The organism is Ruegeria sp. N7 (genome assembly GCF_056531345.1).
The window spans coordinates 170238-193840 of sequence record NZ_JBQFLR010000001.1 but is presented as its reverse complement, the minus strand read 5'-3'; the positions used below and the strand labels follow the sequence as shown (position 1 = coordinate 193840).

The window sequence follows — 23603 nt, the reverse complement described above, 5'->3', positions numbered from 1 at the left end:
GCAGAATTGCCCGTTTTCGCCTTAGAGGGGGCAAAACATCACAGCGGTTCGATATCCCCCTGCGCGCGCTGCGCGTGGAAATCGGCTTGCCAGACTTCGAACGCGCCCGCGGCAATCGCGTCGCGCATGCCGGCCATGATCTCCTGAAAATAATGCAGGTTATGCCATGTCAGCAACATGCCGGAAATCATCTCATTCGCACGGAACACGTGGTGCAGGTAAGCGCGGGAATAATTCGAACAAGCCGGGCAAGTGCAGCGTTCGTCCAGCGACCGCGGATCATCTGCGTGACGGGCATTCTTGATGTTCACCACACCGTAACGGGTGAAAACCTGCCCTGTACGCCCGGACCGCGAGGGCAACACACAGTCCATCATGTCGATCCCGCGGGCAACAGCACCGACGATATCGTCGGGTTTGCCAACGCCCATCAGATAGCGCGGCTTGTCCGATGGCAGGAAATCGGGGGCATAATCGAGGCAAGAGAACATGGCCTCCTGCCCTTCGCCGACGGCCAGGCCACCAACTGCGTAGCCTTCGAAACCGATAGATTTCAACGCCTCGGCGCTTTCTTCGCGCAGGTCTTTTTCCAGCCCACCCTGCATGATGCCAAACAGCGCATGCCCCGGACGATCGCCAAACGCATCGCGCGACCGTCCGGCCCAACGCATCGACAGGCGCATCGACTCGGCAATGCGGTCACGATCCGCTGGCAGCGCAGGGCATTCATCGAAACACATGACAATATCCGAGCCCAACAGGCGCTGGATCTCCATCGACCGTTCCGGCGTCAATTCGTGCTTTGACCCGTCAATATGGGATTTGAAGGTTACGCCCTTTTCAGTCAGCTTGCGCAAACCGGCCAGCGACATGACCTGAAATCCGCCGGAATCTGTCAGAATGGGCCGATCCCAGTTCATGAACTTGTGCAGTCCACCCAGTCGATCAATACGCTCAGCGGTCGGACGCAGCATCAGGTGATAGGTGTTCCCCAGCAGGATGTCTGCCCCCGTCGCGCGAACGCTTTCCGGCATCATCGCCTTGACCGTTGCCGCAGTGCCAACCGGCATAAAGGCAGGCGTTCGCACGTCGCCGCGCGGTGTGCTGATCACACCGGTCCGGGCTTTGCCGTCTGTGGCTTTCAGATCAAAAGAAAACTGTTGGGTCATGTCATCGCCTCGGGTCGCCGAACCGGGCAGGCTTTGCCCGATCCGGTCGGTCTTTGCAACCCGTCAGGGTAGCGAGGCAACACGGTCTGTAAACAGTTGAACAACCCCTGCCCCATCCACGTCGCGGCAGACCCGAACTGCGGGACGTTCCGGATCAGGTCGCGTCGCACCCTTCTGGTCGCCTTCGGTGACAACCCGCAGACCCGTTTCGACCATGTCAAACATAGCACCATGAGAACAAGCAATCACAGCCGTCGAATCGTGCAGGCCGCAGCCCTCCAGACCACCGACGTCCTTGTAGAACTTCAGGTAAAAGCGAGAGATATCTCGCAGAAAGGACCCCATGTCAGGTGATCGCATTGCCAGGCTTTCGAAATCTGCAGTCTCGTAGAGCGTTTTCAGCGTGACATCCAAGCCGACCAGTACGGTTTCCGGCGGTGTGGCAAAGACCTCTTCAGCGGCAATCGCATCATGATAGATGTTGGCCTCGGCATGTACTGTAATATTACCAGGGCAGTACACCGCCCCGCCCATAATCACCAAACGCCCCAGATTGTCGGCGAATTCCGGATCCAGACGAATGGCGTTGGCGATGTTGGTCAGGGGGCCCACGGCGCACACCACCAGCTCTTTCTTGTGGGTTCGCGCCATATCAACCAGAAATTCAGCAGCCGGCAGGGCGTGGTTGCTTCCAATTTCGGGAATTTCAGTCAGGTCACCGAATCCTTCGGGACCATGCACATGTTCGGAGGGCGAATGCGTATCGGCACCCAGGGCAACCGCAGCCCCTTCCGCGACAGGCAGATCCAGACCCAGCTTATCAAGCAGGAACCGGGCATTGCGGCTGGATTGGTGAACATGCGTGTTTCCGAACACGGTGGTCAGGCCGATCAGCTCGATCTCGGGCGCTGCGGCGGCATAGGCGATTGCCATGGCATCATCGATGCCAGGATCTGTATCGATTATCAGTTTCATCCAAGCCCGATACCGCAAACAATTAGGGATGCAAAGCGGTCACAGCACTATTTTTCGATACAGCGTTTTACTATTGGAGCATTTGCATGGGGCTGCTTTCCACTCATACCAGAGTTGAAATCGGGCGACTCAATCGCCACATGTATACTATAGTACACAAAAACAAGAGGACAGTATGACCGAAGACCAAATCATCGGATTGCTTTCGTCAAACATCATTTACCTGCTGGCTGCGGTGCTGGTAATTGTTATCATTTTCAAAGGCATCAAGATTGTGCCTCAGTCCGAAAAATACGTAGTTGAACGGTTTGGGCGCCTGCATTCCGTGCTTGGCCCCGGCATCAACTTTATTGTTCCGCTACTGGACATTGCGCGTCACAAGATCTCGATCCTGGAACGCCAGCTGCCAAACGCGACGCAGGACGCAATCACCAAGGACAACGTTCTGGTGCAGATCGATACATCGGTCTTCTACCGTATTCTCGAACCTGAAAAGACGGTCTACCGAATTCGCGACGTAGATGGCGCGATTGCCACCACTGTCGCCGGGATCGTTCGCGCCGAGATTGGTAAGATGGATCTGGATGAGGTTCAGTCGAACCGGTCCCAACTGATCACGCGTATTCAGGAAAGCGTTGAAACAGCTGTCGATGACTGGGGTATCGAAGTCACCCGCGCCGAGATTCTGGACGTAAATCTGGATCAGGCCACCCGTGACGCCATGCTGCAACAGCTGAACGCCGAACGAGCCCGCCGCGCACAGGTGACAGAAGCCGAGGGCAAGAAGCGCGCAGTCGAGCTGCATGCCGACGCCGAGCTTTACGCGGCTGAACAAACCGCCAAGGCGCGGCGTATTCAGGCCGAAGCCGAGGCGTTCGCCACCGGTGTTGTCGCCAAGGCCATTCAGGATAACGGCATCGAAGCTGCTCAGTATCAGGTTGCCTTGAAACAGGTTGAAGCCCTGAACGCGCTTGGAAACGGTACTGGCAAGCAAACCATTGTTGTGCCTGCCAACGCACTGGAAGCCTTCGGTGACGCGTTCAAAATGTTAAAAGGAGGAAAGTGATGGCTGACCCCTTCTGGTTGACCTGGTGGATCTGGCTGGCCGCAGCATTGGCGCTGGGTATCCTTGAGATTTTCCTGCCCGGTTTCATCTTTCTGGGCTTTGCAATCGGAGCCGCAGTCACGGGGCTTATCCTTGCCGTACCCGGAATGGCTCTGTCTTTGAATGTATTGGCGCTGATCTTTGCAGTGATGTCACTGATTGCGTGGCTTGTTTTGCGGAAACTGTTTGCGTTGCCGAACGGTCAGGTCAAAACTTTCAACCACGACATCAACGACTAAATTGCCGCGGCGCCCCAATCGGCGCCGCCGCCCTACTGGACCCTGTTGCTCCTATTCCCTATATAATCGCTCAGGCAACTGACCCGAGGCAAAGATGACTCACCCGAGCGAACAGTTTGAAGGCACACCGCTGATTGCGCCGTCAACCATTGAGCACCCCCTGTACGAGCCCGTGGTCGAGGCGTGTCGCACGGTCTACGATCCGGAAATCCCGGTGAACATCTATGACCTCGGCCTGATCTACACGATCGACATTTCCTCGGACAACGCCGTGAAGGTGATCATGACGCTGACAGCCCCCGGATGCCCGGTTGCCGGCGACATGCCCGGATGGATCATGGAAGCGATCGAGCCTGTTGCAGGCGTCAAAGAGGTTGACGTGGAACTGACCTGGGAGCCGCCCTGGGGTATGGAGATGATGTCAGACGAAGCACGTCTGGAACTGGGATTTATGTAGGCACCTGCCACAGTTTCCCGGGTACTTGTCACAAAACATTGGCGTTTTTGTTACCTGCTCGTGCTGTCCCTGTCACAATGTTGCAGGAAAAGACCTGTGGACGGCACCAATCAGTGTCGCCTCGGGCCAGACATGATTTGACCGCCCCCCCGAGTTCCGGCCCCGAAACACGGACCGTTCTTGCCCGAGAACGGTCCTTTTCTTACCCAGATAACCGAACGTCGGGTAATCAGTTCAAATTGCAGGTCTTTTTGATTTTCGCAGATCTGGCGTCAAGTTGATTGATGTAGTCCCCCGACAGCATTTGCAGCCGTTTGTGTTCCGTTCCTGTGACCAGCCCCAAAAGTGCCCCGGCAGGAGTAATGGCAGCAACACTTTCCAACTGTTGGTCCTGCGCGTGCTTTTTCTCGGCCGCGATGGCGCGCAAATCGCCCTCGGCGGTCGCGCAGTTTACTGGATGCCTCTCTCCATCATTGGTGGCCGCCGCATCATCCGGAACAAACAGAAGAACTGCAATGGTAAGCACCGCGCGCATCAAGATCGAATTAACAATCGCCTGTAACTCATTCACAATATTATCCTTTCTGATAGTATTTCAAAGCAAACCGAGTTAACGGCTGACCAACTTGAACCCATTCAGTTCCACGGTCTCACAGTTGGATATCTTCAGCGAACCCATTCTGAATGCCGGGTTGTTTCATCCGGATAAAACTCTTTATAACACACCGTCTTGAGCCTTGACCTCCTGAGCCCTAAATTAAACGCAACGCGCGACAACGGAGACTTACATGTTCGGCATTCCCGGCAAGCAGGCTGTGACCATGACGCCTAAAGCCGCAGAACAAATCATCCGCCTGATGAACTCGGGTGGCCACGCTGGCTTGCGCATTGGCGTCAAGAAAGGCGGCTGTGCAGGCATGGAATATACCATGGAATATGTCGATCAGGCTGATCCGCATGATGAAGTTGTCGAACAGGATGGAGCACGCGTCATGATCGCGCCAATGGCGCAGATGTTCCTGTTCGGGACTGAAATCGATTACGAGGTGTCGTTGCTGGAATCAGGTTTCAAGTTCAGGAACCCGAATGTTGTCGACGCCTGCGGTTGCGGTGAATCCATCAAATTCGATGAAAGCATCACGCAGCAATCCTAGTTTGCGCCGGATAATCCCGTGACACGGGCCCGCCCGAACGCCGTGTTGTCGATCAAAGCGCGTGAACCCACCCGATCCGTGGAATTGTAAGATCGCGTCGACAATGCTATCCGCATCCTAAATCATCGAATGATCAGGGAGATACGGGTATGCGGCGCAGGCTTGCGGCAGGAAACTGGAAAATGAACGGAACCGGTGCTGCGCTGAGCGAGCTTGAAGCACTGTGCAAGTCTCACCCAGACGCTTCGGTCGATATACTCATCTGCCCTCCGGCAACATTGCTCAGCCGTGCCGCAGACACCGTACGCGGGTCAGCAGTCACCGTTGGTGGGCAGGATTGTCACGCGGCAAGCGCGGGCGCGCATACAGGCGATATCAGCGCCGAGATGCTGCTGGACGCGGGCGCGACGTCAGTCATCCTGGGTCATTCCGAACGTCGCGTAGACCATGAAGAGCATGACGAGGATATACGCGCCAAGGCCCGTGCAGCGATGGACGCGGGGTTAAAAGCGATCATTTGCGTAGGCGAAAGTCTGGAGCAACGCGAGGCGGCCAATACGCTCGACATAATCGGCGGTCAGATGTCGGGGTCGATCCCGGATCAGGCAACCGGCGAGAACCTGATCATTGCATATGAGCCGATCTGGGCCATCGGCACCGGCAAGGTTCCGACGCTTGATGAGATTGGGGAAGTTCACGACTTCATCCGCGCCCGGCTAGAGCGCCGCTTTGGCGAAGGTGTGGGCCGCTCTGTCCGTCTTCTGTATGGTGGGTCGGTCAAACCCTCCAACGCGGCGGAGATCTTTGCGGTTTCAAATGTCGATGGTGCGCTTGTGGGTGGCGCCAGCCTGAAGGCCGGGGATTTCACGGGCATTATTCAGGCGCTGGAGAGCGTCTAGGATTCGCCTTTACTCGGCAATATCTTCGGCCCAAAGCTCTGGCTTTTCTTCGATGAACCGCTGCATCAGTGCGATGCAGTCAGGATCGTTGACTATCACCACCTCGACACCGCGTTCGCGCAGGAAGTCTTCGTTGCCACCAAAGTTCTGGGTATCGCCGATCACCACACGCGGGATACCAAACTGAACGATAGTGCCCGAGCACATCATGCAAGGTGACAATGACGTGTAAAGAACCGTATCCCGATAGGTTTTCTGACGTCCCGCTTTGCGCAAGGCATCCATTTCGCCATGTGCGATCGGATCCCCGCCCTGCACACGTTGATTACGCCCTTGTGAAACAATATCGCCACCCCGCGCCAGAACTGACCCGATCGGGCATCCACCTTCGCCAAACCCGGCTTTGGCCTCGTCATAAGCCACGCGTAGCAAGCGCTTGTCGGTCTCGGTCAACATTCCGGTCTCCATTTCCCGTGTTTCCTGAACCCTGCCCAAGCGCAAAGACTTGGTCAATGACGGCCTCACGACAACTTCATCACGATAAGACCTGACACGATCAGAAGGGCCGCGAGAATCCGCGCAGGGTATAGGGCTTCACCCAGAAACAGGATACCGACACAGAACGCCCCCACTGCACCAATACCCGTCCAGATGGTATAAGCTGTGCCCAACGGCAGGTCCCGCATCGCCAGCGCCAGAAGACCGAAAGACCCGATCATCGAAAGCACCATCAAGGCCGTAGGCCACAATCGGGTGAAACCAGCCGATTGCTTCATCGCTACGGCCCAGACGATTTCCAACAGGCCAGCAAATAGAAGGAATACCCAGGGCATAAGACAACCTCGTATCCGTTCGGGTCGTCCCGAATGATGTCCCGATATGGGGAGGTCGTCCTCTGAACCCGAGATATGAACCCGGTGCGCGGTTTCAAGATGCAAAAAAGCCGGACGGTCGAAACCGCCCGGCTTTGCACGTGGTCAAATTGCCTAGTTGGTCACGATTTCCGGCCCCATGAACGTGTTGGGCAGGAAGGTCGAAAGCCAAGGGATATATGTCACCATAATCAGGAAGACGAACAGGACAGCAAGGAACGGCAGCGCCGCCTTCACAACGCTCATCATCGGCATACCCGCAACGCCGGACGTTACGAACAGGTTCAGACCGACCGGAGGTGTGATCATCCCAATCTCCATATTCACAACCATGATGATGCCCAGATGGATCGGATCAATACCCAACTCGATGGCAATCGGGAACACCAGCGGCGCGACGATCACCAGCAAGCCCGACGGCTCCATGAACTGACCACCGATCAGCAGGATTACGTTGACCACGATCAGGAAGGTTACCGGTCCAAGACCCGCTGAAAGCATGGCGCTAGCAATGTGCTGCGGCACCTGTTCGTCCGTTAGAACATGTTTGAGGATCAGCGCGTTGGCGATCACGAACAACAGCGTCACCGTCAGCTTTCCTGCCTCGAACAGAGTATGCTTGGTGTCGGGATGAAAGAACGCCGTGACCAAAGCGTAGGGCTTTTTCAGCAGCGGCAGGTTCTGTGCGTCCCCTTCCGTACTCAGCGGCCCCATGTCCTTGTAGACGAAACTGGCGATGAAGAAGGCATAGACGGCAGCAACCGCGGCAGCCTCGGTTGGGGTAAAGATACCCCCATAAATGCCACCCAGAATGATAACGATCAGGAACAGGCCCCAACCGGCCTCGCGGGCCGAGGTAAAGACCTCACCCCACCCCTTCCATTCACCCTTGGGCAGGTTCTTGACCTTTGCAATGACATAAATGGTGATCATCAGCATGAAACCAGCCATCAGACCGGGAATAACGCCAGCCAGAAACATGCGCCCAACTGAAACTTCGACGGCGGCGGCATACACAACCATCACGATGGACGGTGGGATCAGGATGCCCAGCGTACCCGCGTTACAGATCACACCGGCGGCAAACTCCTTGGAATACCCAACCTGGCGCATACCTGCGATGACGATCGACCCGATAGCTACAACCGTGGCCGGGGACGATCCTGACAACGCGGCAAACAGCATACAAGCAAACACACCCGCAATCGCCAGACCGCCGGGCAGATGCCCCACGCAAGCAATCGAGAAACGGATGATCCGACGCGCCACACCGCCCGTCGTCATGAAGGACGAGGCAAGAATGAAAAACGGGATCGCCAACAGGGTGAAATGCCCCTCGAACGCCTCAAACAGCGTACCTGCGACTGAAGCCAGCGAACTGTCGGAATAGATCAGCAGGAACAGGGTCGAACTGAGGCCAAGTGCAACCGCAATCGGAACCCCGATCAGCAGTAGGCCGATGACCATCGAGAAAAGAAGGATAACGTCCATCAGTCATGCACCCCTTGTTGTGCGCGGACTTCCTCAATCTCGTCCTCGACTTCGTGGCTGGCGACAAGGCGATCGGTCTCACCACGCCAAATTTGAACGGCGACCTGCGTAAACCGGATCACCAGCAGCAGCATGGACACCGGCAGAACCAGGTAAGGTACGACCTTGGGCAGTTTTTCATACCCCTCGCCATAATTGATCAGGTCTTCCAGAAAGCGCAGCGGCGCGACCATGGGGATGTCGTCTACCTCGTAGAAACTCTGGCTGCGTGCGCCGAAATCAAACCCGGTAGGGAACCAGCGGCCCGATGTTGGCGGCAGATCTGCAAAGACGGCCCAATAATCATATGCCCCTTTGAGCATCAGCAGAGAAAACACCAGACAGCATCCAACCGAGACCAGCGCCATTAGGCGCCTCGGTGCTGGCGCCAGCATGTTCAGGATTGCATCCACGCCCAGATGAGCATGTTTCTTGACTGCGTAAGACGCGCCCAGCAGCACCAGCCAGCCAAACGTGAACACTGTCAACTCAAGTGCCCATAGGATATTTGAATTAAAGACAAACCGCGCGATCACGTTGGCAAATGTAACGACCGTCATAAGGCCCAAAAGCAACGCGATCAGGGTTTCTTCGATATGGTCGATCAGCCCGCCCTGGCCGGAGTTCGCACCAGACATCTTTCAGTCCCCGCATTTTATTGAAGAGAGAGTTGAGAATGGGGCGGGCCATTTCAGCCCGCCCGGCCTGCGCGTCGAATACTCCCCAGTCCCCTGACGCGCGGTCTTGAACGGGATCAGAATCCGGCGTTGATGGCCTGCGCCGCGTCGATCTTGTCTTGACCCACGTCACCGGCGAATTTGTCCCAAACCGGTTTCATTGCGTCGACCCAGGCCTGACGCTGTTCAGGGGTCAGTTCACGGATGACGCCGCCTGCATCGATGATCGACGCTTTGGCCGCTTCGTTCACAGCAAAGGCTTCTTTGTTCCGGGTCTCGGTAACTTCGGCCAGAATAGTCAGGAACTGGTCCCGCACCGCCGGATCAAGACTGTCCAGCCAATCCACCGATGTCACGACCAGATAGTCGATGATGCCGTGGTTGGTTTCGGTGATACCGTCCTGCACCTCAAAGAACTTCTTGCCGTAGATGTTCGACCAGGTGTTCTCTTGCCCGTCCACAACGCCCTGTTGCAACGCGCCATACACTTCCGAGAATGCCATTTTCTGCGGGCTACCACCGATGGCTTCCATCTGTGCCACCAGCACATCTGACGACTGCACGCGGAACTTCAGACCGTTTGCATCCGACGGATCAACCAAAGCCTTATTGGCCGACATCTGCTTCATGCCGTTGTGCCAGAACGCCAGCCCTTGCAGGCCACGGCGCTGCATGCTGTCTTTCATCGCCTGTCCTTCGGCCGAGGCCTGGAACGCGTCTACAGCGTCGACATTCTTGAACATGAACGGCAAGTCAAACAGGCGGAACTGTTTGGTGAACTTCTCGAACTTCGACAGCGAGGGCGCGGCCAGTTGCACGTCACCCTGCAACATCGCTTCGAGAACTTTGTCATCGTTGTAGAGCGTCGAGTTCGGGTAGACCTCAACACACATCGTGCCGTTCATTTCGTCGTTGACCCGCTGCTCCAGCAGCGATGCCGCGATTCCTTTGGGGTGTTTGTCGGTGTTCGTCACATGCGCGAACTTGACGACGATTTCACCTTCGTCGCATGCAGCCATACCAGCCGTTGCGGTTACTGTCAGAGCAAGCGCAGTTGCTGCCGTTGTCAGAAGCTTCATCTGATATCCTCCCAGAGTTCCTTGAAACTTGCAGTCGACGCCGGGTAAGCGCCGTATGGCGTGCAGTGAAGCGACTCAGGGTAAAGCACACAACTTTTGACTGCGATTGCGGAACGTGTCTGATTACCTGTTTAATACCAAAGTGTTACGTCGTTACTGGTTCAGGTTCTGCGCTTCACAGTCCCGAGCCGTGCGAAAACTCGCACATCCTCAGAGCGGCTTGTGCGGATTTCCGCACAATTTCCGAATCACTTCTTCGAATCAGATGCGCCAATCCGGTTCCTGCTTATCTGCGGTAATCCTCGGGACGAATCTGGTAGCGCGCCAGCTTGTCGTAAAAGGTCTTGCGCGGCAGCTTCAGCGCCTTGGCTGCATCTGATGCTTTTCCATTGTGGCGTCCCAAAGCTGCAATCAACAAAGATCGTTCAACCCGCGCCATCTGTTCGCTCAACCCCAGATCCGTAGCCTGCGTAACCTCCTCGGGCATTCCAAGAACAAACCGCATTGCTGCTGACATCAGCGAACGGGCGTTGCCCGGCCAGTCGCTGGCCATCAAGGCCGCCAGATGTTCGGACGAAATCTCGGGAATTGCGATGCCAGCCTGTTCGGCCGCTTGCGCCACATAGTGGCGAAAAATCACCGGAATGTCGTCGGGGCGTTCCGCCAATGAAGGAACACGCACCCGCATCACATCCAAACGATAAAACAGATCAGCGTTGAACCGCCCTTCCGAACTTAACGCGGATAGGTCGGCGGTTGTTCCTGCGATAATACGCCCCCCCGGACCGCGCTCGATGATCTCCAACGCCGCAAACTGCGTGGCTTGGGGCATGGCAGACACTTCGTCCAGAAACAGGGAACCACCCACGGCATCGCCACAGCTTTGGGCAAGGTCATCGGGGCTTAGACTTGAAGCCGGACGTTTGACAAAAGGCCCCTGACCAGCGGGCGACATCAGGTGGACCACTTCGGCTACTTTGGATATGCCGCTGCCCGGCGGGCCGGTAACAAGAACTTCGGCCCCTGTCGGTGCGACGGTCCGCACGCGATCCCGCAGCGCCTCAGCTTGCGGAGACAGGCCAAACAGCAAACGTGCGGCCGGGTCCCCCCTTTCAAGTTCGGATTTCAGGGCGCGCTGTTCCAACACTTGGGTGCGGGCTGCGAATGCGCGTTCAAGAACATCCATCAGGTCAGACGCAGCGCAGGGTTTTTCGAGAAAATCGAACGCTCCTTTTCCCATGGCTTCTACGGCCATTGGGATATCACCTTCTCCGGTCAAAAGGATCACCGGAAGCTCGGGGTCGATGTCCCGAGCATACGCCAACAAGTGGAAGCCATCCCGCCCGGGCATTCGAATGTCCGAAATAATCACACCGGGGAAATCCCGCCGAATATGATCCTTGGCCGCCACAAAAGAACCGGCTGTTGTCGGTGCGTAATCTGCAAGTTCAATGGTTTGCGCCAATGCCTCGCGAACAGCTGCGTCATCATCGACCAACAGAACCCTGCGCATCATGCAGCCTCTTCTTTTCCGTAGGGCTCCAGCTCGACGGTAAACACTGCGCCATCAGCCGTGTTTGCCCCGCGGATTTCACCCCCAAAGCTTTGAACAAGACCATATGATATAGAAAGACCAAGCCCCAGACCTTCAGATGATCCTACGCTTTTGGTCGAATAAAACGGCTCGAACACCCGGTCGGGGTCTTCAATCCCCGGGCCGGTATCCTGCACAGAAACGCGCAACCGGTCTTCTTCGTGCATCACAATCGAAATGTGCCGCTTGGGTCGCCCCAGCATCGCATCCGCCGCGTTATTGATCAGATTAACAAAGACCTGCACCAAGCGGACTTCCCCCCCCCCAAACATAAACCGCAGCCTGTCCCGGTTCCCATTCCAGCGTCACATCATCGTCACGCAAACGGGTTTCGGTCAATTCGACGGCAGTTTTCAGAACCTGCACCAGATCGACCCGACCCATCGGTTCGCTTTCATTGCGAGCGAACGCGCGCAGGTTCTTGATGATCCGGGCCATGCGGGCGGCCATTTCCGAAATACGCCCAAGGTTTTCACTGGCCCTGTCACCTTTGCCGCGTTCAAGAAAGGCCGTACCATTGTCGGCGAATTGCTGGATCGCCATCAACGGTTGGTTGAGTTCGTGGCTGATCCCCGCCGACATCTGCCCCAACGCGCTGAGCTTACCTGCCTGCACCAGCTCTGCCTGCGCTTTTTTCAGTGCTGCTTCGGCCTCCTGACGTTCTGCAACTTCGCGGCGCAATGCGGTGTTTGCTTGGGTCAAAGCACGGGTACGCTGCGCCACCCGGCTTTCCAGAACCGTGTTGGCATTCGCCAGCGTCCGTCGCCGTTCCATCGCAAGATACAGCATCGCACCAAACGCCAGACAGATCGCGGCGACCGCCGCCGCCTGCAACCCGGCAAGTCGCCGGGCCGGGGCCACGTCCACCAAAACCTCGGCGGTCATATCGATCACAGGCAACTCAAGCGTTAGGTGCAACGCATCGCGTGGCAAATACCGCCCCCAACTCAGCCGCCACAACTCATGCTGGCCGACCCGCGTCGCGGCAAAATCCACCGACGCACCCTCTGGCGGTGTCAGCCCGGACTGGCCAACCTCGCGGCTCCAGAACAGCAAGTCCGACCGGTTCGAGATGAAGACGACACCGTCAGAATCAACAAAGAAAACGGCTTCGGTACTGCCCCGCCAAGTTTGTTCAATGTCCTGGACATCGGCAACCACCATCACTGCACCTTCGACTTGCCCGGAGGCGGCAAAAGTCGGAGCGGCATAGGAATATATCCGGTCGCCACTGTCTGGAACCACTTCATGCGCGGTGCCCACCGCACCCTGCATGGCGCGCCTGAACGCTGGATGTGCGGACATGTCTCGCTGTGCCACTGGCTGTGCGGCGACCATAACCCGACCGCTGCGATCCAAGTACATCATGTTGACGGCCGCTGTCTTGTCGGCAACGTCCAGCAACATCGCTTGCGCGTCATGTATTTGTGTCGGTGTATCCAACGCGTGCAAGGCGGGATGTGTCGCCATCAGAACCGCCAGTTCCTGGTAGACCTGCATCTGGGTGCTGAGCCGATCCGCCGCCAGTTCAAGGTCTGCTTCGGCCTTGTCACTTAGCTGAGACAGCGCCTGACGATAGCCATAAGACCAAACAAAACCTGACAGCAGCCCGACAGCGGACAAAAAACCGACAATGATCCAAACTCTCTGCATAGACAGGGTCTTGCATTCAACGCGGCTCGTGGCAAGTGTGCGTCGCATGAAGTCATTCTCGCAATCCCCGACAGACCCGGGTTTCGTTCAGAACCCCTACCCTTTCTATGATCAGGCCCGCACTGCTGGTGATCTGTTCTATTGGCGCGACTACGACATGGTTGCTGCGGTGTCCCGCCGTGCCGTGCGGGCACTTCTTCGCGACCGCCGGTTTGGGCGGGAAGTTCCGCCTGAATGCGCGACACAGGGCCCTGCCCATTTGGCCCCCTGGCTGGCTATCGAAGCCCATTCGCTGCTTGAAGCTGAACCCCCGCGACATACCCGCCTGAGGGCGCTTGTTATGCGCGCTTTCACGTCGCGGGAAATTTCTGCATTGCAGCCTTCCATTGAATCGCTATGCCACAGTCTTGTCGAGGCGTTTCCGAATACACCTTTCGATCTGCTGAGTGCTTATTGCACTCAGGTCCCGGTGGTAACCATCTGCCGACTGTTGGGCGTTCCCGAAGACATGGCGCCCAACCTGTTGCAGTGGTCGCATGACATGGTCGCGATGTATCAGGCCAACCGGACACAGGCGACCGAGGATAAGGCCGCCAAGTCGTCTCAGGAGTTCACGGATTTCCTGTTGGGATACATTAACCAGCGACGCAACGATCCGCGTGACGATTTGATCACCCGGCTTATCAGCGCCGAGGAGGAAGGCGAAAAGCTGTCCATCGACGAACTGGTCGCAACATGCATCTTGCTGTTGAATGCAGGTCACGAAGCAACGGTGCATTCGCTTGCGAACGGTGTGAAAACCCTGTTGCAAACACATACCAGCCCCGACGTTCTGGCACCCGACCAGATCGACGCAACGATTGAAGAAATCCTGCGCTATGACCCGCCCCTACACATGTTCACACGGTATGCGTATGAAGACGTTGATATGTTTGGTCATTCGTTCAGGCGCGGTGATCAGGTCGCACTTTTGCTTGGCGCTGCAAACCGCGACCCTGCCGTCTGGGATGAACCCGACAGGTTTGTTCCGACTCGCGCGATTGAGGTCAACACAAGTTTTGGTGGAGGCATCCATTTTTGCGTCGGCGCACCTTTGGCAAGGTTGGAAATGCGCATAGCTCTGCCCATTCTGTTCAACAGCTGCCCGAACCTGCGGCTTGCCGATCCGCCGACCTATTCAGACAGCTATCACTTCCATGGTCTGGAACGGTTAATGGTTCAGGTCTGACCTGTATAAGGCGCGGATCGATCCGGCGCTGGCAGTACCTGCCTTCTATGCCCCTTCAACCAATGCGTTGAGGGGAAGCATCGTTGTGGACTTGATTTCTTCCATCGACAATAGCGCGGTCACATTGTGCACCCGTACCTCCGAAATCAGCGACTGGTAGAATTGATCATAGGCGCGCGCGTTCTTGACCCGAACCTTGAGAATATAATCAATGTCGCCTGCCAGCCGATGCGCCTCCTGCACTTCGGGATGTTCGCGCAATGCCTTAAGGAACTTGCGCTGCCACTCAGCCTCGTGTTCCGACGTGCGGATCAAAACAAAGAAAGTCGCCTCAAACCCTAGCGCTTCGGCATCCAGCAAAACCGTTTGCTGACCAATGATTCCCGCACTCTTGAGCTTACGAATACGATTCCAGACAGGCGTCTTTGAACTGCCGACCCGAGCCGCTATTTCGTCCAGTGACTGCCCTGCATCACGTTGCAGCTCGGCCAGAATTTTCCGATCCGTATCATCTATCCGCACCGACATTCCAATATTCCTTCCACATCGAAGCTTTCGTTCCAAAATTTTGTTTCGATGGAACGTTTGTCCTTATTTGAGCGCCCATATGGCGCTTTGGTGGGAATATTTCCTATATTGAGGGTCAAGTCAAACCACACCCGAGATGATCCGATGCAGGACGTTCGCACAACAGGCACCAAAGGGCATGTCGACTTTGTCGGCGCAGGTCCGGGCGACCCCGAGTTGCTGACACTCAAGGCGCTGACTGCGTTTGAGCAGGCTGATGTTGTGCTGCATGACCGCCTTATCAGTGAACCCGTTCTGGACATAGCCGGTCAAAGCGCCGCTTTGGTTGATGTCGGCAAAGCCGGATTCGGCCCATCCTGGAAGCAAAGTGATATCGACGCTCTTTTGGTCGAATATGCCCTGAAAGGTAACCGCGTGGTCCGCCTGAAGTCCGGCGATCCGACTGTCTTTGGTCGTCTGGATGAAGAGATTGAGGCCGTCGAGGCGGCTGGAATCACGTGGCAGATCGTTCCCGGTATCACGGCGGCCTCTGCCGCGGTGGCTGGTATCGGCCAAAGCCTGACTCAACGCGGCCGGAATTCCTCGGTGCGGTTCCTGACCGGGCATGACATGAAAGGTTTTGCCGATCATGACTGGAATGCCCTGGCACGGGCCGGTTCGGTTGCTGCGATCTATATGGGCAAGAAATCTGCCCGCTTTATCCAGGGTCGCCTGATCATGCACGGCGCCGATCGCGCTACTCCAGTCACACTGGTCGAAAACGCCTCGCGCCCGAACCAGCGGATTCTGGCCACCACACTGGATCAACTGCCCGCCGACCTGGCCACCGCCGAAATGGACGGACCAGCCCTGACATTCTATGGCCTTGCCCCGCGCGAAGCGACGCAGGCCGTAACCGAATTCAACAAGGAGCTTGCCTGATGGCCCGCGCTTTTACCCCCAAAGTCGTCACCGCAAATGATTTGCTGATAGGTGACGTCATTTACCAGACCGAAGATGACAGTTGGACGCGTGATCTGTCGCAAGCGGAACTGATCACTGACGAAGCACATGCACAGGTGCGTCTGCTGGATGCGGCGCGTCAGGCAAATAAAGTCGTGGGCGCTTATCTGGCCGATGCCGTTGCAGGCAAGAACGGCCCCGAGCCCACCCATTTTCGGGAAGATTTCCGCCGGACTGGTCCGTCCAACTATGCCCACGGCAAACAGGAAACTTCCCCGCAGCCCCGGGCCTGACCTCTGGCCATCTCTCTCCCCTTCAAGGCCCCTAGGTTCGGGGCTGCAAACAAGGACAGCTAGACATGTATCGCTACTCCGAGTTCGACACAGCATTTTTGGCAGAACGCAACGCGCAGTTCCGCGCCCAGGTGGAACGCCGCATTGACGGCTCGTTGACCGAAGACGAATTCAAGCCGCTGCGCCTGATGAATGGGCTGTATCTGCAGCTGCACGCCTACATGCTGCGCGTCGCCATTCCCTATGGCACGCTGAACAGTGCACAGATGCGCCAACTGGCCCTGCTGGCCGAGAAGTGGGACAAGGGCTATGGCCATTTCACCACCCGTCAGAACATCCAGTACAACTGGCCCAAACTGAACGACGTGCCGGATATGCTAGACGCGCTGGCCGAGGTTGGCATGCACGCCATCCAGACTTCAGGCAACACCATCCGTAACGTGACAGCCGACCACTTCGCCGGTGCTGCCGCGGATGAGGTTGCCGACCCGCGCCCCTATGCTGAACTGCTGCGCCAGTGGTCCACCGACCACCCGGAATTCCAATTCATGCCGCGTAAGTTCAAGATCGCTATCACCGGTAGCGAAAACGATCGCGCCGTGATCAAGGCGCATGACATCGGACTGCAACTGGTCGAGCGTGACGGCGTTCTTGGTGCCCGTGTTATCGTGGGTGGTGGTCTTGGCCGTACGCCGATGATCGGTAAAGAATTGTCCGAATTCGTCGCCTTTGACGATTTGCTGGCTTACCTCGAAGCCACCGTTTCCGTCTGGAACCAGATCGGCCGCCGCGACAACAAGTACAAGGCGCGCATCAAGATCACCGTGCACGAGCATGGCATCGACGCCATCCGCGCCAAGGTGAACGAGCGTTTCCTGAAAGTCCGCCCACAGTTCAAGGGCGCGGATATGAACCTGCTGGAAGAGATCAAGGGCCACTTCGCCCCGCCCACCTTCCGCGAAGGTTCGGTTGCGTCATTCGAAAGCGCCTATACCAACGATCCGGTCTTCCGCTCGTGGGTCGACACCAACATCGCGCCGCACAAGAATGCGGACCACGCGATTGTAACGATCTCGATCAAGAAGCATGGGGCAACGCCGGGCGATGCGACGGCTGAGCAGATGCGCGTTATGGCCGATCTGGCCGAAGAGTTCGCCTATGACGAGCTGCGCATCAGCCATGAGCAGAACGTGATCCTGCCGCACGTCCACAAATCGGACCTGCCTGCAATTCACGCCAAGCTGAAGGAATACGAGCTGGCAACCGCCAATATCGGTCTGATCAGCGATATCATCGCCTGCCCGGGTATGGATTATTGCGCGCTGGCGACGGCGCGTTCGATCCCGGTTGCTCAGGAAATTGCAACACGGTTCGAGGACCTGAAGCTCGAGCATGACATCGGCCACCTGAAGATCAAAATCTCAGGCTGCATCAACGCCTGCGGTCATCACCATGTTGGCCACATCGGCATTCTGGGTCTGGACCGCGCAGGCGTGGAAAACTACCAGATCACTTTGGGTGGCGATGCGACCGAAACTGCGGCAATTGGTGATCGCACCGGTCCGGGCTTTGCCTATGACGAAATCGTTCCTGCCGTGGAGCGCATTGTCGACACCTATCTGAACCAGCGTGCAAGCGCAGAGGAGACATTCCTGGAAACATATCGCCGGGTGGGCATGGCGCCGTTCAAAGACGCCCTCTACCCCGAGGCCCGCGCAAATGCCGCTTGACCTGATCCAGACGGAACTGGGCCGGGACAGACGCGAACTGACTGAACGTGTCGAAGGCTTGAATGCCCAGTTCCGGCACCACAGCGCTCATGATGTCATGCATGGAGCGATTGACGAGATCGACGAGCTTGCCTTGGTCTCGAGCTTTGGCGCGGAATCCGTCGTGCTGTTGCATATGGCGGCGGTGGTGAACAAGGCAACGCCCGTTCTTTTCGTGGACACGCAGATGCTGTTCACCGAAACGCTGGAATACCAGCAGGAGGTGAGCGAGCGTCTGGGGCTTACCAACATTCGCATCATCCGGGCCGAGGATGCAGAGGTTGAACGCGAAGACCCATACGGCGCATTGCGCCTGCGCGACACGGACGCGTGCTGCAACCTGCGCAAGACTTTCCCGCTGCAAAGGGCACTGGTGGGGTTCGATGGCTGGATAACCGGACGCAAGCGGTTTCAGGCAGGCACGCGCGCTGCGCTGGAATTCTTCGAGGTCGAGGACGGAACAGGCCGGATCAAGGTCAACCCGCTCGCCCATTGGGCGCCCGAGGATGTGCGGGCCTATATGGAAGAAAACAACCTGCCCCGGCATCCGCTGGTGGCCAAAGGATACCCTTCGATCGGCTGTGCGCCCTGCACCTCGCCTGTCAAAGAGGGCGAAGACCCCCGCGCCGGACGGTGGCGCGACCAGAACAAGGAAGAATGCGGCATCCATTTTGTCGATGGCAAGATGATGCGCATCGGAGAGAAAACATGAACGTAATCGTAACGGATGAGGGCTTTTCGCCTGATGACTGGACCGACGGCTTTGTCACTCTGGATGATGCCGCCAATGACGTGGTCGCGCTAGACGTGAGCTCGGAGACAGACCCGGACGAACTGTTTGACCGGTTGGGCGGCACGAGGCTGGTTCGGGTAGACTTCCCGTCTTTCGCAGATGGTCGCGGATTTACCATCGCTCGCACATTGCGCCTGAAGGGCTACAAAGGCCGGCTGCGCGCCAAAGGGCATGTGCTTGCCGATCAATACGCCATGGCGCGCCGCAGCGGCTTTGACGAGGTCGAGATCGACGGAGAACTGGCAGACCGCCAACCCGAGGATCAGTGGCTGGCCCGCGCGAACTGGAAAGAGAATAACTATCAGGCTCGCCTGCGCGGCTGATCCCGCGATTGCCAGCCTGTGACGCAAAGGGGGCAATCTGTCCCCTTTTCCTGACTTGGATCAAAGATTAAACGGAGATGTCGGTTTAGCAGACCGGCAGGTAAACGATGACAGAGATGAAGCCCGTGAGCGAAGCAACCGCCGTAAAAGTCCCCGTCCTGCCGGACGCGCAAACTGTAACCGATGTCAAACACTGGACCGACAGCCTGTTTTCATTCAAGGTGTCTCGCCCGGCCTCGCTGCGTTTCCGTTCGGGCGAGTTTGTGATGATTGGTCTGCTGGGTGACAACGGCAAGCCGTTGCTGCGCGCCTATTCCATCGCCTCGCCCTCGTGGGATGAAGAGCTGGAGTTTTATTCGATCAAGGTTCAGAACGGCCCGCTGACCTCGAAATTGCAACATATCAAACCGGGTGACCAGATCATCCTGCGTCCCAAACCGGTTGGCACATTGGTGCATGACGCCCTGCTGCCCGGCAAGCGCCTGTGGTTTTTTGCGACCGGCACCGGCTTTGCGCCTTTTGCCTCGCTGCTGCGTGAACCGCAGACCTATGAGGACTATGACGAGGTCATCATCACCCACACCTGCCGCGAAGTGGCAGAGCTGGAATATGGCCGTCAGCTGATCGACAGCATCCGTCAGGACGAACTGTTGGCCGAACTGATCGGTGAAGGATTTGCCGACAAGATCCGCTATTACCCGACCACCACACGGGAAGAGAGCCCAAAGATGGGTCGCATCACCACTTTGCTTCAGGACGGCACCGTGTTTTCCGACTTGGGTATTGACGGTGGCATCAAGCCCGAAGCCGACCGTGCAATGGTTTGCGGTTCGTTGGCTTTCAACCTGGATATCAAGGAAATCCTCGAAGGGTTTGGATTGCGTGAAGGTGCCAACTCGGAACCCAAGGAGTTCGTGATCGAAAAAGCCTTTGTCGGCTAAAGCAACCCTGCGTTCAGGGCTTTGCCACCCTGAACGCGAAAAACACCGGCAGAAAACAAGTTTTTTCGCATTACCCTGTATTTATGCCGCTTGAAGTGCGGCTCTGCCCGGTTTAAATTCCGGGCTCGAAATTCTGCAATCATCAAAGGAATGAACCCATAGCTCGCAGACCTCACAACGCGCCGCCACAGAGAGACACCGGCCCGCGCGTCAATGATAAGATCCGTGCCCCCGAAATTCGCCTGATTGGCGCCGAAGGTGAAAACGTCGGGGTGGTTCATCCCGCCAAAGCCATGCAGATGGCCGCAGATGCAGGTCTTGATCTGGTCGAAATCTCGCCCAATGCGAACCCACCGGTCTGCAAGATCATGGATTTCGGCAAGTACAAGTACGAAACGCAAAAACGCGAAAACGAAGCGCGCAAAAAACAAAAAGTCATCGAAGTGAAAGAGGTCAAGTTCCGACCGAACACCGATACGCATGACTATGACGTCAAAATGAAGAACGTCTTTAAGTTTCTGGAAAAGGGCGACAAGGTCAAAGTCACCCTGCGCTTTCGCGGCCGTGAAATGGCGCACCAGAACCTGGGTCGTGAATTGCTGGAACGTGTGGCCGAAGACATCAAAGAGGTCGGCAAGATCGAAAACATGCCGAAGATGGAAGGCCGTCAGATGGTCATGATGATCGGCCCGCTTCCGCATAAGTAATCTGCTTAAAAGACAGAAACGATCAAAGCCCCTTCGCTGCCGAAGGGGCTTTTTTGTTCAGGTCGCGCGTCTGCTTCGCAACCAGTTGACCGCATCTCTGAAGTCGAAAAGCAAGGAAATTGTGTCAACGATCAGAAGCACCCAAAGAAACTTGATAAAGGCAATGCTCAGGGTCGCATCGGAAAACAACAAAAGCGTTACGATGACAACCAGTGGAACCCAGCACAGAATGTGCGGCAAAGCCATCGCACCGCTCATCCCGCGCGCAACCGCCATGATGGGCATGTTCAGCGCCATACCGGTAATCGCCAGAACAGCGATGAGCATCCCCTGCGGCTGATCCAGGAAAGCAAGCGGAACCAAATTAACCGGCACCAATATTACGGCCACCCAGATCTGCACCCAAAGGGGAAGCGCGCGGAAACTGCGCCAAATATCCAGCGCCATTGATTTCGCTTTTTCAGATACTTCTCCCGCGACACTAACAAATAAGCTGCGGGCGAACAGTGCGCTCACGGTAATGTCAAAGCACGGCGGAAATGGCGCGTTCCAGTTTGCTGACGAGTTCGCCTATCTGTTCCTCTTCGATGATAAAAGGTGGTGCCAGCAGGACATGATCGCCGTTCCGGCCATCCCGCGTGCCTGCCATGGGATAGCAAATCAACCCTTCAGCCAGTGCTGCCTTTTTCACCTTACCTGCGATGCCGCGTGATGGATCAAAAGGTTCCTTGGTGTCACGGTCAACGACCAGTTCAATACCTCGGAACAACCCACGACCACGGATATCTCCCACGTTCGGGTGCTGTCCGAATGCTGCCTCAAGGGCGGATTGCAGCTTGTTGCCCATGACCCCGGCACGCGCAGGTAAATCCCGTTCGGTCAACTCACGGACCACCGCCAATGCGGCGGCTGTGGCGACCGGATGACCGACATAGGTGTGCCCATGCTGGAAAAACCCTGATCCATCGCGGATCGCGTCATAAATCTTGCCGGTGCACAGCATGGCCCCGATTGGTTGATATCCAGCCCCCAACCCCTTGGCAATACAAAGAATATCTGGTTCGATACCGTCATGATCGCAGGCAAACAGGTGACCGGTTCGGCCCATACCGCACATCACCTCATCCAAAATCAACATCACACCATAGTGGTCGCAAATCTCGCGAATACGCTTGAAGTATCCTTCAACCGCAGGAACTGCGCCAAGGGTGGCCCCGACCACTGGTTCGGCCATAAATGCCATGACCGTATCGAGACCCAGCCGCAGAATTTCAGTTTCCAATTCATTCGCCACACGCTGGCCGTAGTCAAAACTGCTCTCGTCTTCCGGTTTTTCGGCATATTCGTAGCATGCAGAGATATGGGTCATCTCGATCAGCATCGGGGCGAATTGTGCCCGTCTCCATGCGTTGCCCCCGGCGGACAAAGCCCCCAAAGTGTTGCCGTGATAGCTTTGCTTTCGCGCGATAACGTGACGGCGTTCAGGTTGTCCGATTTCAAGGAAATATTGGCGCGCCAGTTTGATTGCCGCTTCGGTCGCTTCGGACCCGCCCGAAACAAAATACACACGGTCCAGATCCCCCGGTGCATGCCGGATCAACAATTCGGCCAAAACCTCGGCCGGTTCCGATGTCATGAACCCGGTATGTGCAAAGGCGATCTGTTCCACCTGCTGCTGTACCGCTTGGATCACAGCCTGATTCGAATGACCCAGACATGATACTGCGGCATCACCGCAATCCAGGTATCGCTTGCCCTCTGTATCAATCAGATAACAGCCATCGCCGCCAACCGCGACGGGGAGGTCCGATTTCGTGTGACGTGGGAAAACATGACTCATTTCTTTGCCCTTCCAAGCAATTCAACTAATGCTGCGACCGAAGCCGCGTTATCTGCCCACGGTCTGCCATCCGGCCCGGTCAGACTGTTTTCAAACCCAACCCGCACGTCACCACCGCGTCGCGCAGCCTCGGCCAGACAGGCATGTTCTTGCGCACCAAAGGCGCACACCATCCAACGAGCCGGGCTTTTTGGAAAAGCCTCTAGATCGGCTGGCATAGATTGCTGGCCATCACCGTATCGCCCCAGAACAAGCAAACGGTCTGTCTGATCCGCCTGTACGATGCCCTGAGCGCGCCAATGGTCCAGTAGTCGTGCATCGTCAGCATCATACAGTATATGTTGAACCCGCGTGCCCTGATCCGCGCATTGTGCATAGACCCTGGGCGCAAGGTTCAGGTCGCGCGCGATTTCACGCACCGAGATTGAGGCCCATTCAGGTTGCACCTTTTGCAAACAGTCCAGTTGCGATGCTACGTCGAACTGCCCGGCTGCTTCGGTCGTGATCTGTAGCTCCATTCCTGGAACCTCGCGCTGCAATCCCGCAAGCGTTTCCCGGTACAATCCGGCGTCCAGTGAATGCAGTCCGTCTGCATCTCGAATATGCAGATGCAACCCGTCCGCACCCGCAGCATGACAATCCCGTGCTGACGTGACGATCTGATCAATCCTGAGCGGTAAGGCGGGATGATCCAACGCGCTCCGCCGGGCGCCGTTTGGCGCAACCAGAATGTAGGGCCTGTCCAAGCTGTCAGTTGTTTTTGATGTCATAGCACCACCCAAGTCTTTGCCCTCAGTTAGAGTCGCTGGATGACGTTTTCAATTTACACTAAAGAA

The 23603-nt window shown here is 56.7% G+C and carries 25 protein-coding genes and 2 pseudogenes; 13 read left to right on the top strand and 14 right to left on the bottom strand.

The annotated features are described in order from the left end of the window. Positions 1-38 precede the first annotated feature (38 nt). Complete coding sequence (gene tgt, locus ACR0ES_RS00930) at positions 39-1169, bottom strand: tRNA guanosine(34) transglycosylase Tgt (RefSeq protein WP_480869232.1); 1131 nt, start codon at positions 1167-1169, stop codon at positions 39-41. Positions 1170-1232: 63 nt separating this feature from the next. Continuing rightward, on the bottom strand, positions 1233-2144 hold the full coding sequence (locus ACR0ES_RS00925; protein WP_480537774.1) for a nucleoside hydrolase: 912 nt from the start codon (positions 2142-2144) through the stop codon (positions 1233-1235). A gap of 175 nt (positions 2145-2319) precedes the next feature. Between ACR0ES_RS00925 and ACR0ES_RS00920 the strand changes: the two genes are divergently transcribed. The 3 genes from ACR0ES_RS00920 (at position 2320) to ACR0ES_RS00910 (ending at position 3945) form a co-directional block, all read left to right on the top strand. Beyond that, positions 2320-3210, top strand: coding sequence for an SPFH domain-containing protein (locus tag ACR0ES_RS00920; RefSeq protein WP_267364498.1), 891 nt, complete (start codon positions 2320-2322; stop codon positions 3208-3210). Then, positions 3210-3488 (top strand): NfeD family protein, encoded by a 279-nt coding sequence (locus ACR0ES_RS00915; protein ID WP_267364499.1) that lies wholly within the window; start codon positions 3210-3212, stop codon positions 3486-3488. The genes ACR0ES_RS00920 and ACR0ES_RS00915 overlap by 1 nt, the downstream gene beginning before the upstream one ends. Positions 3489-3582: 94 nt before the next feature. Next, entirely contained in the window at positions 3583-3945 is a 363-nt protein-coding gene (locus tag ACR0ES_RS00910; RefSeq protein ID WP_267364500.1) for an SUF system Fe-S cluster assembly protein, read from the top strand. Between the two features lie 229 nt (positions 3946-4174). Here ACR0ES_RS00910 and ACR0ES_RS00905 read toward each other — a convergent pair whose 3' ends face one another. Next, positions 4175-4516 (bottom strand): hypothetical protein, encoded by a 342-nt coding sequence (locus ACR0ES_RS00905; RefSeq protein ID WP_480505341.1) that lies wholly within the window; start codon positions 4514-4516, stop codon positions 4175-4177. A gap of 217 nt (positions 4517-4733) precedes the next feature. Between ACR0ES_RS00905 and ACR0ES_RS00900 the strand changes: the two genes are divergently transcribed. Beyond that, positions 4734-5099, top strand: coding sequence for a HesB/IscA family protein (locus ACR0ES_RS00900; RefSeq protein ID WP_480505343.1), 366 nt, complete (start codon positions 4734-4736; stop codon positions 5097-5099). Between the two features lie 149 nt (positions 5100-5248). Next, positions 5249-5998 (top strand): triose-phosphate isomerase, encoded by a 750-nt coding sequence (tpiA, locus tag ACR0ES_RS00895; protein WP_480537770.1) that lies wholly within the window; start codon positions 5249-5251, stop codon positions 5996-5998. 9 nt (positions 5999-6007) lie between these two features. Here tpiA and ACR0ES_RS00890 read toward each other — a convergent pair whose 3' ends face one another. The 7 genes and pseudogenes from ACR0ES_RS00890 to ACR0ES_RS00860 all read right to left on the bottom strand — a co-directional run bounded on the left by ACR0ES_RS00890 (position 6008) and on the right by ACR0ES_RS00860 (position 13403). Further along, a complete protein-coding gene (locus tag ACR0ES_RS00890; protein ID WP_480869231.1) occupies positions 6008-6454 on the bottom strand; it encodes a nucleoside deaminase in 447 nt (148 codons plus the stop codon). Between the two features lie 65 nt (positions 6455-6519). Then, the gene (locus tag ACR0ES_RS00885; protein ID WP_480505348.1) at positions 6520-6831 is read right to left on the bottom strand and encodes a DMT family transporter; all 312 of its coding nucleotides are present in this window, start codon (positions 6829-6831) and stop codon (positions 6520-6522) included. A 153-nt stretch (positions 6832-6984) separates the two neighbouring features. Further along, on the bottom strand, positions 6985-8361 hold the full coding sequence (locus ACR0ES_RS00880) for a TRAP transporter large permease (protein ID WP_480869230.1): 1377 nt from the start codon (positions 8359-8361) through the stop codon (positions 6985-6987). After that, the gene (locus ACR0ES_RS00875; RefSeq protein WP_209504065.1) at positions 8361-9038 is read right to left on the bottom strand and encodes a TRAP transporter small permease; all 678 of its coding nucleotides are present in this window, start codon (positions 9036-9038) and stop codon (positions 8361-8363) included. The genes ACR0ES_RS00880 and ACR0ES_RS00875 overlap by 1 nt, the downstream gene beginning before the upstream one ends. Before the next feature lie 116 nt (positions 9039-9154). Further along, a complete protein-coding gene (locus ACR0ES_RS00870) occupies positions 9155-10156 on the bottom strand; it encodes a DctP family TRAP transporter solute-binding subunit (RefSeq protein ID WP_209504066.1) in 1002 nt (333 codons plus the stop codon). 286 nt (positions 10157-10442) lie between these two features. Next, positions 10443-11672: a sigma-54-dependent transcriptional regulator gene (locus tag ACR0ES_RS00865; protein ID WP_480505351.1), complete on the bottom strand. Its 1230-nt coding sequence runs from the start codon at positions 11670-11672 to the stop codon at positions 10443-10445. Beyond that, positions 11669-13403, bottom strand: a pseudogene (locus tag ACR0ES_RS00860) (sensor histidine kinase). The gene ACR0ES_RS00865 and the pseudogene ACR0ES_RS00860 overlap by 4 nt, the downstream one beginning before the upstream one ends. Before the next feature lie 46 nt (positions 13404-13449). Here ACR0ES_RS00860 and ACR0ES_RS00855 point away from each other — a divergent pair. Further along, positions 13450-14631 carry a cytochrome P450 gene (locus ACR0ES_RS00855; RefSeq protein ID WP_480869228.1) on the top strand — a complete coding sequence of 394 codons (1182 nt, stop codon included), beginning with the start codon at positions 13450-13452 and terminating at the stop codon, positions 14629-14631. Positions 14632-14676: 45 nt separating this feature from the next. Here ACR0ES_RS00855 and ACR0ES_RS00850 read toward each other — a convergent pair whose 3' ends face one another. Further along, the gene (locus ACR0ES_RS00850; protein ID WP_267365581.1) at positions 14677-15159 is read right to left on the bottom strand and encodes an Lrp/AsnC family transcriptional regulator; all 483 of its coding nucleotides are present in this window, start codon (positions 15157-15159) and stop codon (positions 14677-14679) included. A gap of 174 nt (positions 15160-15333) precedes the next feature. Here ACR0ES_RS00850 and cobA point away from each other — a divergent pair. The 7 genes and pseudogenes from cobA to infC form a co-directional block, all read left to right on the top strand. Further along, positions 15334-16080: pseudogene (gene cobA, locus ACR0ES_RS00845) on the top strand (uroporphyrinogen-III C-methyltransferase); the annotation flags it as partial. After that, positions 16080-16394 (top strand): DUF2849 domain-containing protein, encoded by a 315-nt coding sequence (locus tag ACR0ES_RS00840; RefSeq protein ID WP_480485783.1) that lies wholly within the window; start codon positions 16080-16082, stop codon positions 16392-16394. The pseudogene cobA and the gene ACR0ES_RS00840, both read left to right, overlap by 1 nt. Positions 16395-16459: 65 nt before the next feature. After that, the gene (locus ACR0ES_RS00835) at positions 16460-18124 is read left to right on the top strand and encodes a nitrite/sulfite reductase (RefSeq protein WP_480869226.1); all 1665 of its coding nucleotides are present in this window, start codon (positions 16460-16462) and stop codon (positions 18122-18124) included. Continuing rightward, positions 18114-18875, top strand: a complete 762-nt coding sequence (locus ACR0ES_RS00830) for a phosphoadenylyl-sulfate reductase (RefSeq protein ID WP_480831033.1) — start codon at positions 18114-18116, stop codon at positions 18873-18875. Before ACR0ES_RS00835 ends, ACR0ES_RS00830 begins: the two co-directional genes overlap by 11 nt. Further along, a complete protein-coding gene (locus ACR0ES_RS00825; RefSeq protein WP_267365587.1) occupies positions 18872-19279 on the top strand; it encodes a DUF934 domain-containing protein in 408 nt (135 codons plus the stop codon). The genes ACR0ES_RS00830 and ACR0ES_RS00825 overlap by 4 nt, the downstream gene beginning before the upstream one ends. A gap of 107 nt (positions 19280-19386) precedes the next feature. Further along, positions 19387-20220 (top strand): ferredoxin--NADP reductase, encoded by an 834-nt coding sequence (locus tag ACR0ES_RS00820; RefSeq protein ID WP_480869224.1) that lies wholly within the window; start codon positions 19387-19389, stop codon positions 20218-20220. A 116-nt stretch (positions 20221-20336) separates the two neighbouring features. Beyond that, positions 20337-20927, top strand: a complete 591-nt coding sequence (gene infC, locus ACR0ES_RS00815) for a translation initiation factor IF-3 (protein WP_480492811.1) — start codon at positions 20337-20339, stop codon at positions 20925-20927. A gap of 57 nt (positions 20928-20984) precedes the next feature. Here infC and ACR0ES_RS00810 read toward each other — a convergent pair whose 3' ends face one another. The 3 genes from ACR0ES_RS00810 to ACR0ES_RS00800 form a co-directional block, all read right to left on the bottom strand. Then, positions 20985-21374, bottom strand: coding sequence for a hypothetical protein (locus ACR0ES_RS00810; protein ID WP_480869222.1), 390 nt, complete (start codon positions 21372-21374; stop codon positions 20985-20987). A 76-nt stretch (positions 21375-21450) separates the two neighbouring features. Beyond that, positions 21451-22767, bottom strand: coding sequence for an aspartate aminotransferase family protein (locus ACR0ES_RS00805; RefSeq protein ID WP_480869221.1), 1317 nt, complete (start codon positions 22765-22767; stop codon positions 21451-21453). Then, the gene (locus ACR0ES_RS00800; RefSeq protein ID WP_480564971.1) at positions 22764-23537 is read right to left on the bottom strand and encodes a beta-keto acid cleavage family enzyme; all 774 of its coding nucleotides are present in this window, start codon (positions 23535-23537) and stop codon (positions 22764-22766) included. The genes ACR0ES_RS00805 and ACR0ES_RS00800 overlap by 4 nt, the downstream gene beginning before the upstream one ends. Positions 23538-23603 lie beyond the last annotated feature (66 nt).

Coding starts and splice junctions, on each gene's coding strand:
- ACR0ES_RS00910 (WP_267364500.1), top strand. CDS start 3,583: ATGACTCACCCGAGCGAACAGTTTGAAGGCACACCGCTGATTGCGCCG.
- ACR0ES_RS00865 (WP_480505351.1), bottom strand. CDS start 11,672: ATGATGCGCAGGGTTCTGTTGGTCGATGATGACGCAGCTGTTCGCGAG.
- ACR0ES_RS00875 (WP_209504065.1), bottom strand. CDS start 9,038: ATGTCTGGTGCGAACTCCGGCCAGGGCGGGCTGATCGACCATATCGAA.
- ACR0ES_RS00805 (WP_480869221.1), bottom strand. CDS start 22,767: ATGAGTCATGTTTTCCCACGTCACACGAAATCGGACCTCCCCGTCGCG.
- tgt (WP_480869232.1), bottom strand. CDS start 1,169: ATGACCCAACAGTTTTCTTTTGATCTGAAAGCCACAGACGGCAAAGCC.
- ACR0ES_RS00880 (WP_480869230.1), bottom strand. CDS start 8,361: ATGGACGTTATCCTTCTTTTCTCGATGGTCATCGGCCTACTGCTGATC.
- ACR0ES_RS00800 (WP_480564971.1), bottom strand. CDS start 23,537: ATGACATCAAAAACAACTGACAGCTTGGACAGGCCCTACATTCTGGTT.
- ACR0ES_RS00900 (WP_480505343.1), top strand. CDS start 4,734: ATGTTCGGCATTCCCGGCAAGCAGGCTGTGACCATGACGCCTAAAGCC.
- ACR0ES_RS00870 (WP_209504066.1), bottom strand. CDS start 10,156: ATGAAGCTTCTGACAACGGCAGCAACTGCGCTTGCTCTGACAGTAACC.
- ACR0ES_RS00850 (WP_267365581.1), bottom strand. CDS start 15,159: ATGTCGGTGCGGATAGATGATACGGATCGGAAAATTCTGGCCGAGCTG.
- ACR0ES_RS00885 (WP_480505348.1), bottom strand. CDS start 6,831: ATGCCCTGGGTATTCCTTCTATTTGCTGGCCTGTTGGAAATCGTCTGG.
- ACR0ES_RS00925 (WP_480537774.1), bottom strand. CDS start 2,144: ATGAAACTGATAATCGATACAGATCCTGGCATCGATGATGCCATGGCA.
- ACR0ES_RS00820 (WP_480869224.1), top strand. CDS start 19,387: ATGACAGAGATGAAGCCCGTGAGCGAAGCAACCGCCGTAAAAGTCCCC.
- ACR0ES_RS00915 (WP_267364499.1), top strand. CDS start 3,210: ATGGCTGACCCCTTCTGGTTGACCTGGTGGATCTGGCTGGCCGCAGCA.
- ACR0ES_RS00840 (WP_480485783.1), top strand. CDS start 16,080: ATGGCCCGCGCTTTTACCCCCAAAGTCGTCACCGCAAATGATTTGCTG.
- ACR0ES_RS00890 (WP_480869231.1), bottom strand. CDS start 6,454: ATGTTGACCGAGACCGACAAGCGCTTGCTACGCGTGGCTTATGACGAG.
- ACR0ES_RS00855 (WP_480869228.1), top strand. CDS start 13,450: ATGAAGTCATTCTCGCAATCCCCGACAGACCCGGGTTTCGTTCAGAAC.
- ACR0ES_RS00835 (WP_480869226.1), top strand. CDS start 16,460: ATGTATCGCTACTCCGAGTTCGACACAGCATTTTTGGCAGAACGCAAC.
- ACR0ES_RS00920 (WP_267364498.1), top strand. CDS start 2,320: ATGACCGAAGACCAAATCATCGGATTGCTTTCGTCAAACATCATTTAC.
- ACR0ES_RS00810 (WP_480869222.1), bottom strand. CDS start 21,374: ATGGCGCTGGATATTTGGCGCAGTTTCCGCGCGCTTCCCCTTTGGGTG.
- ACR0ES_RS00830 (WP_480831033.1), top strand. CDS start 18,114: ATGCCGCTTGACCTGATCCAGACGGAACTGGGCCGGGACAGACGCGAA.
- ACR0ES_RS00825 (WP_267365587.1), top strand. CDS start 18,872: ATGAACGTAATCGTAACGGATGAGGGCTTTTCGCCTGATGACTGGACC.
- tpiA (WP_480537770.1), top strand. CDS start 5,249: ATGCGGCGCAGGCTTGCGGCAGGAAACTGGAAAATGAACGGAACCGGT.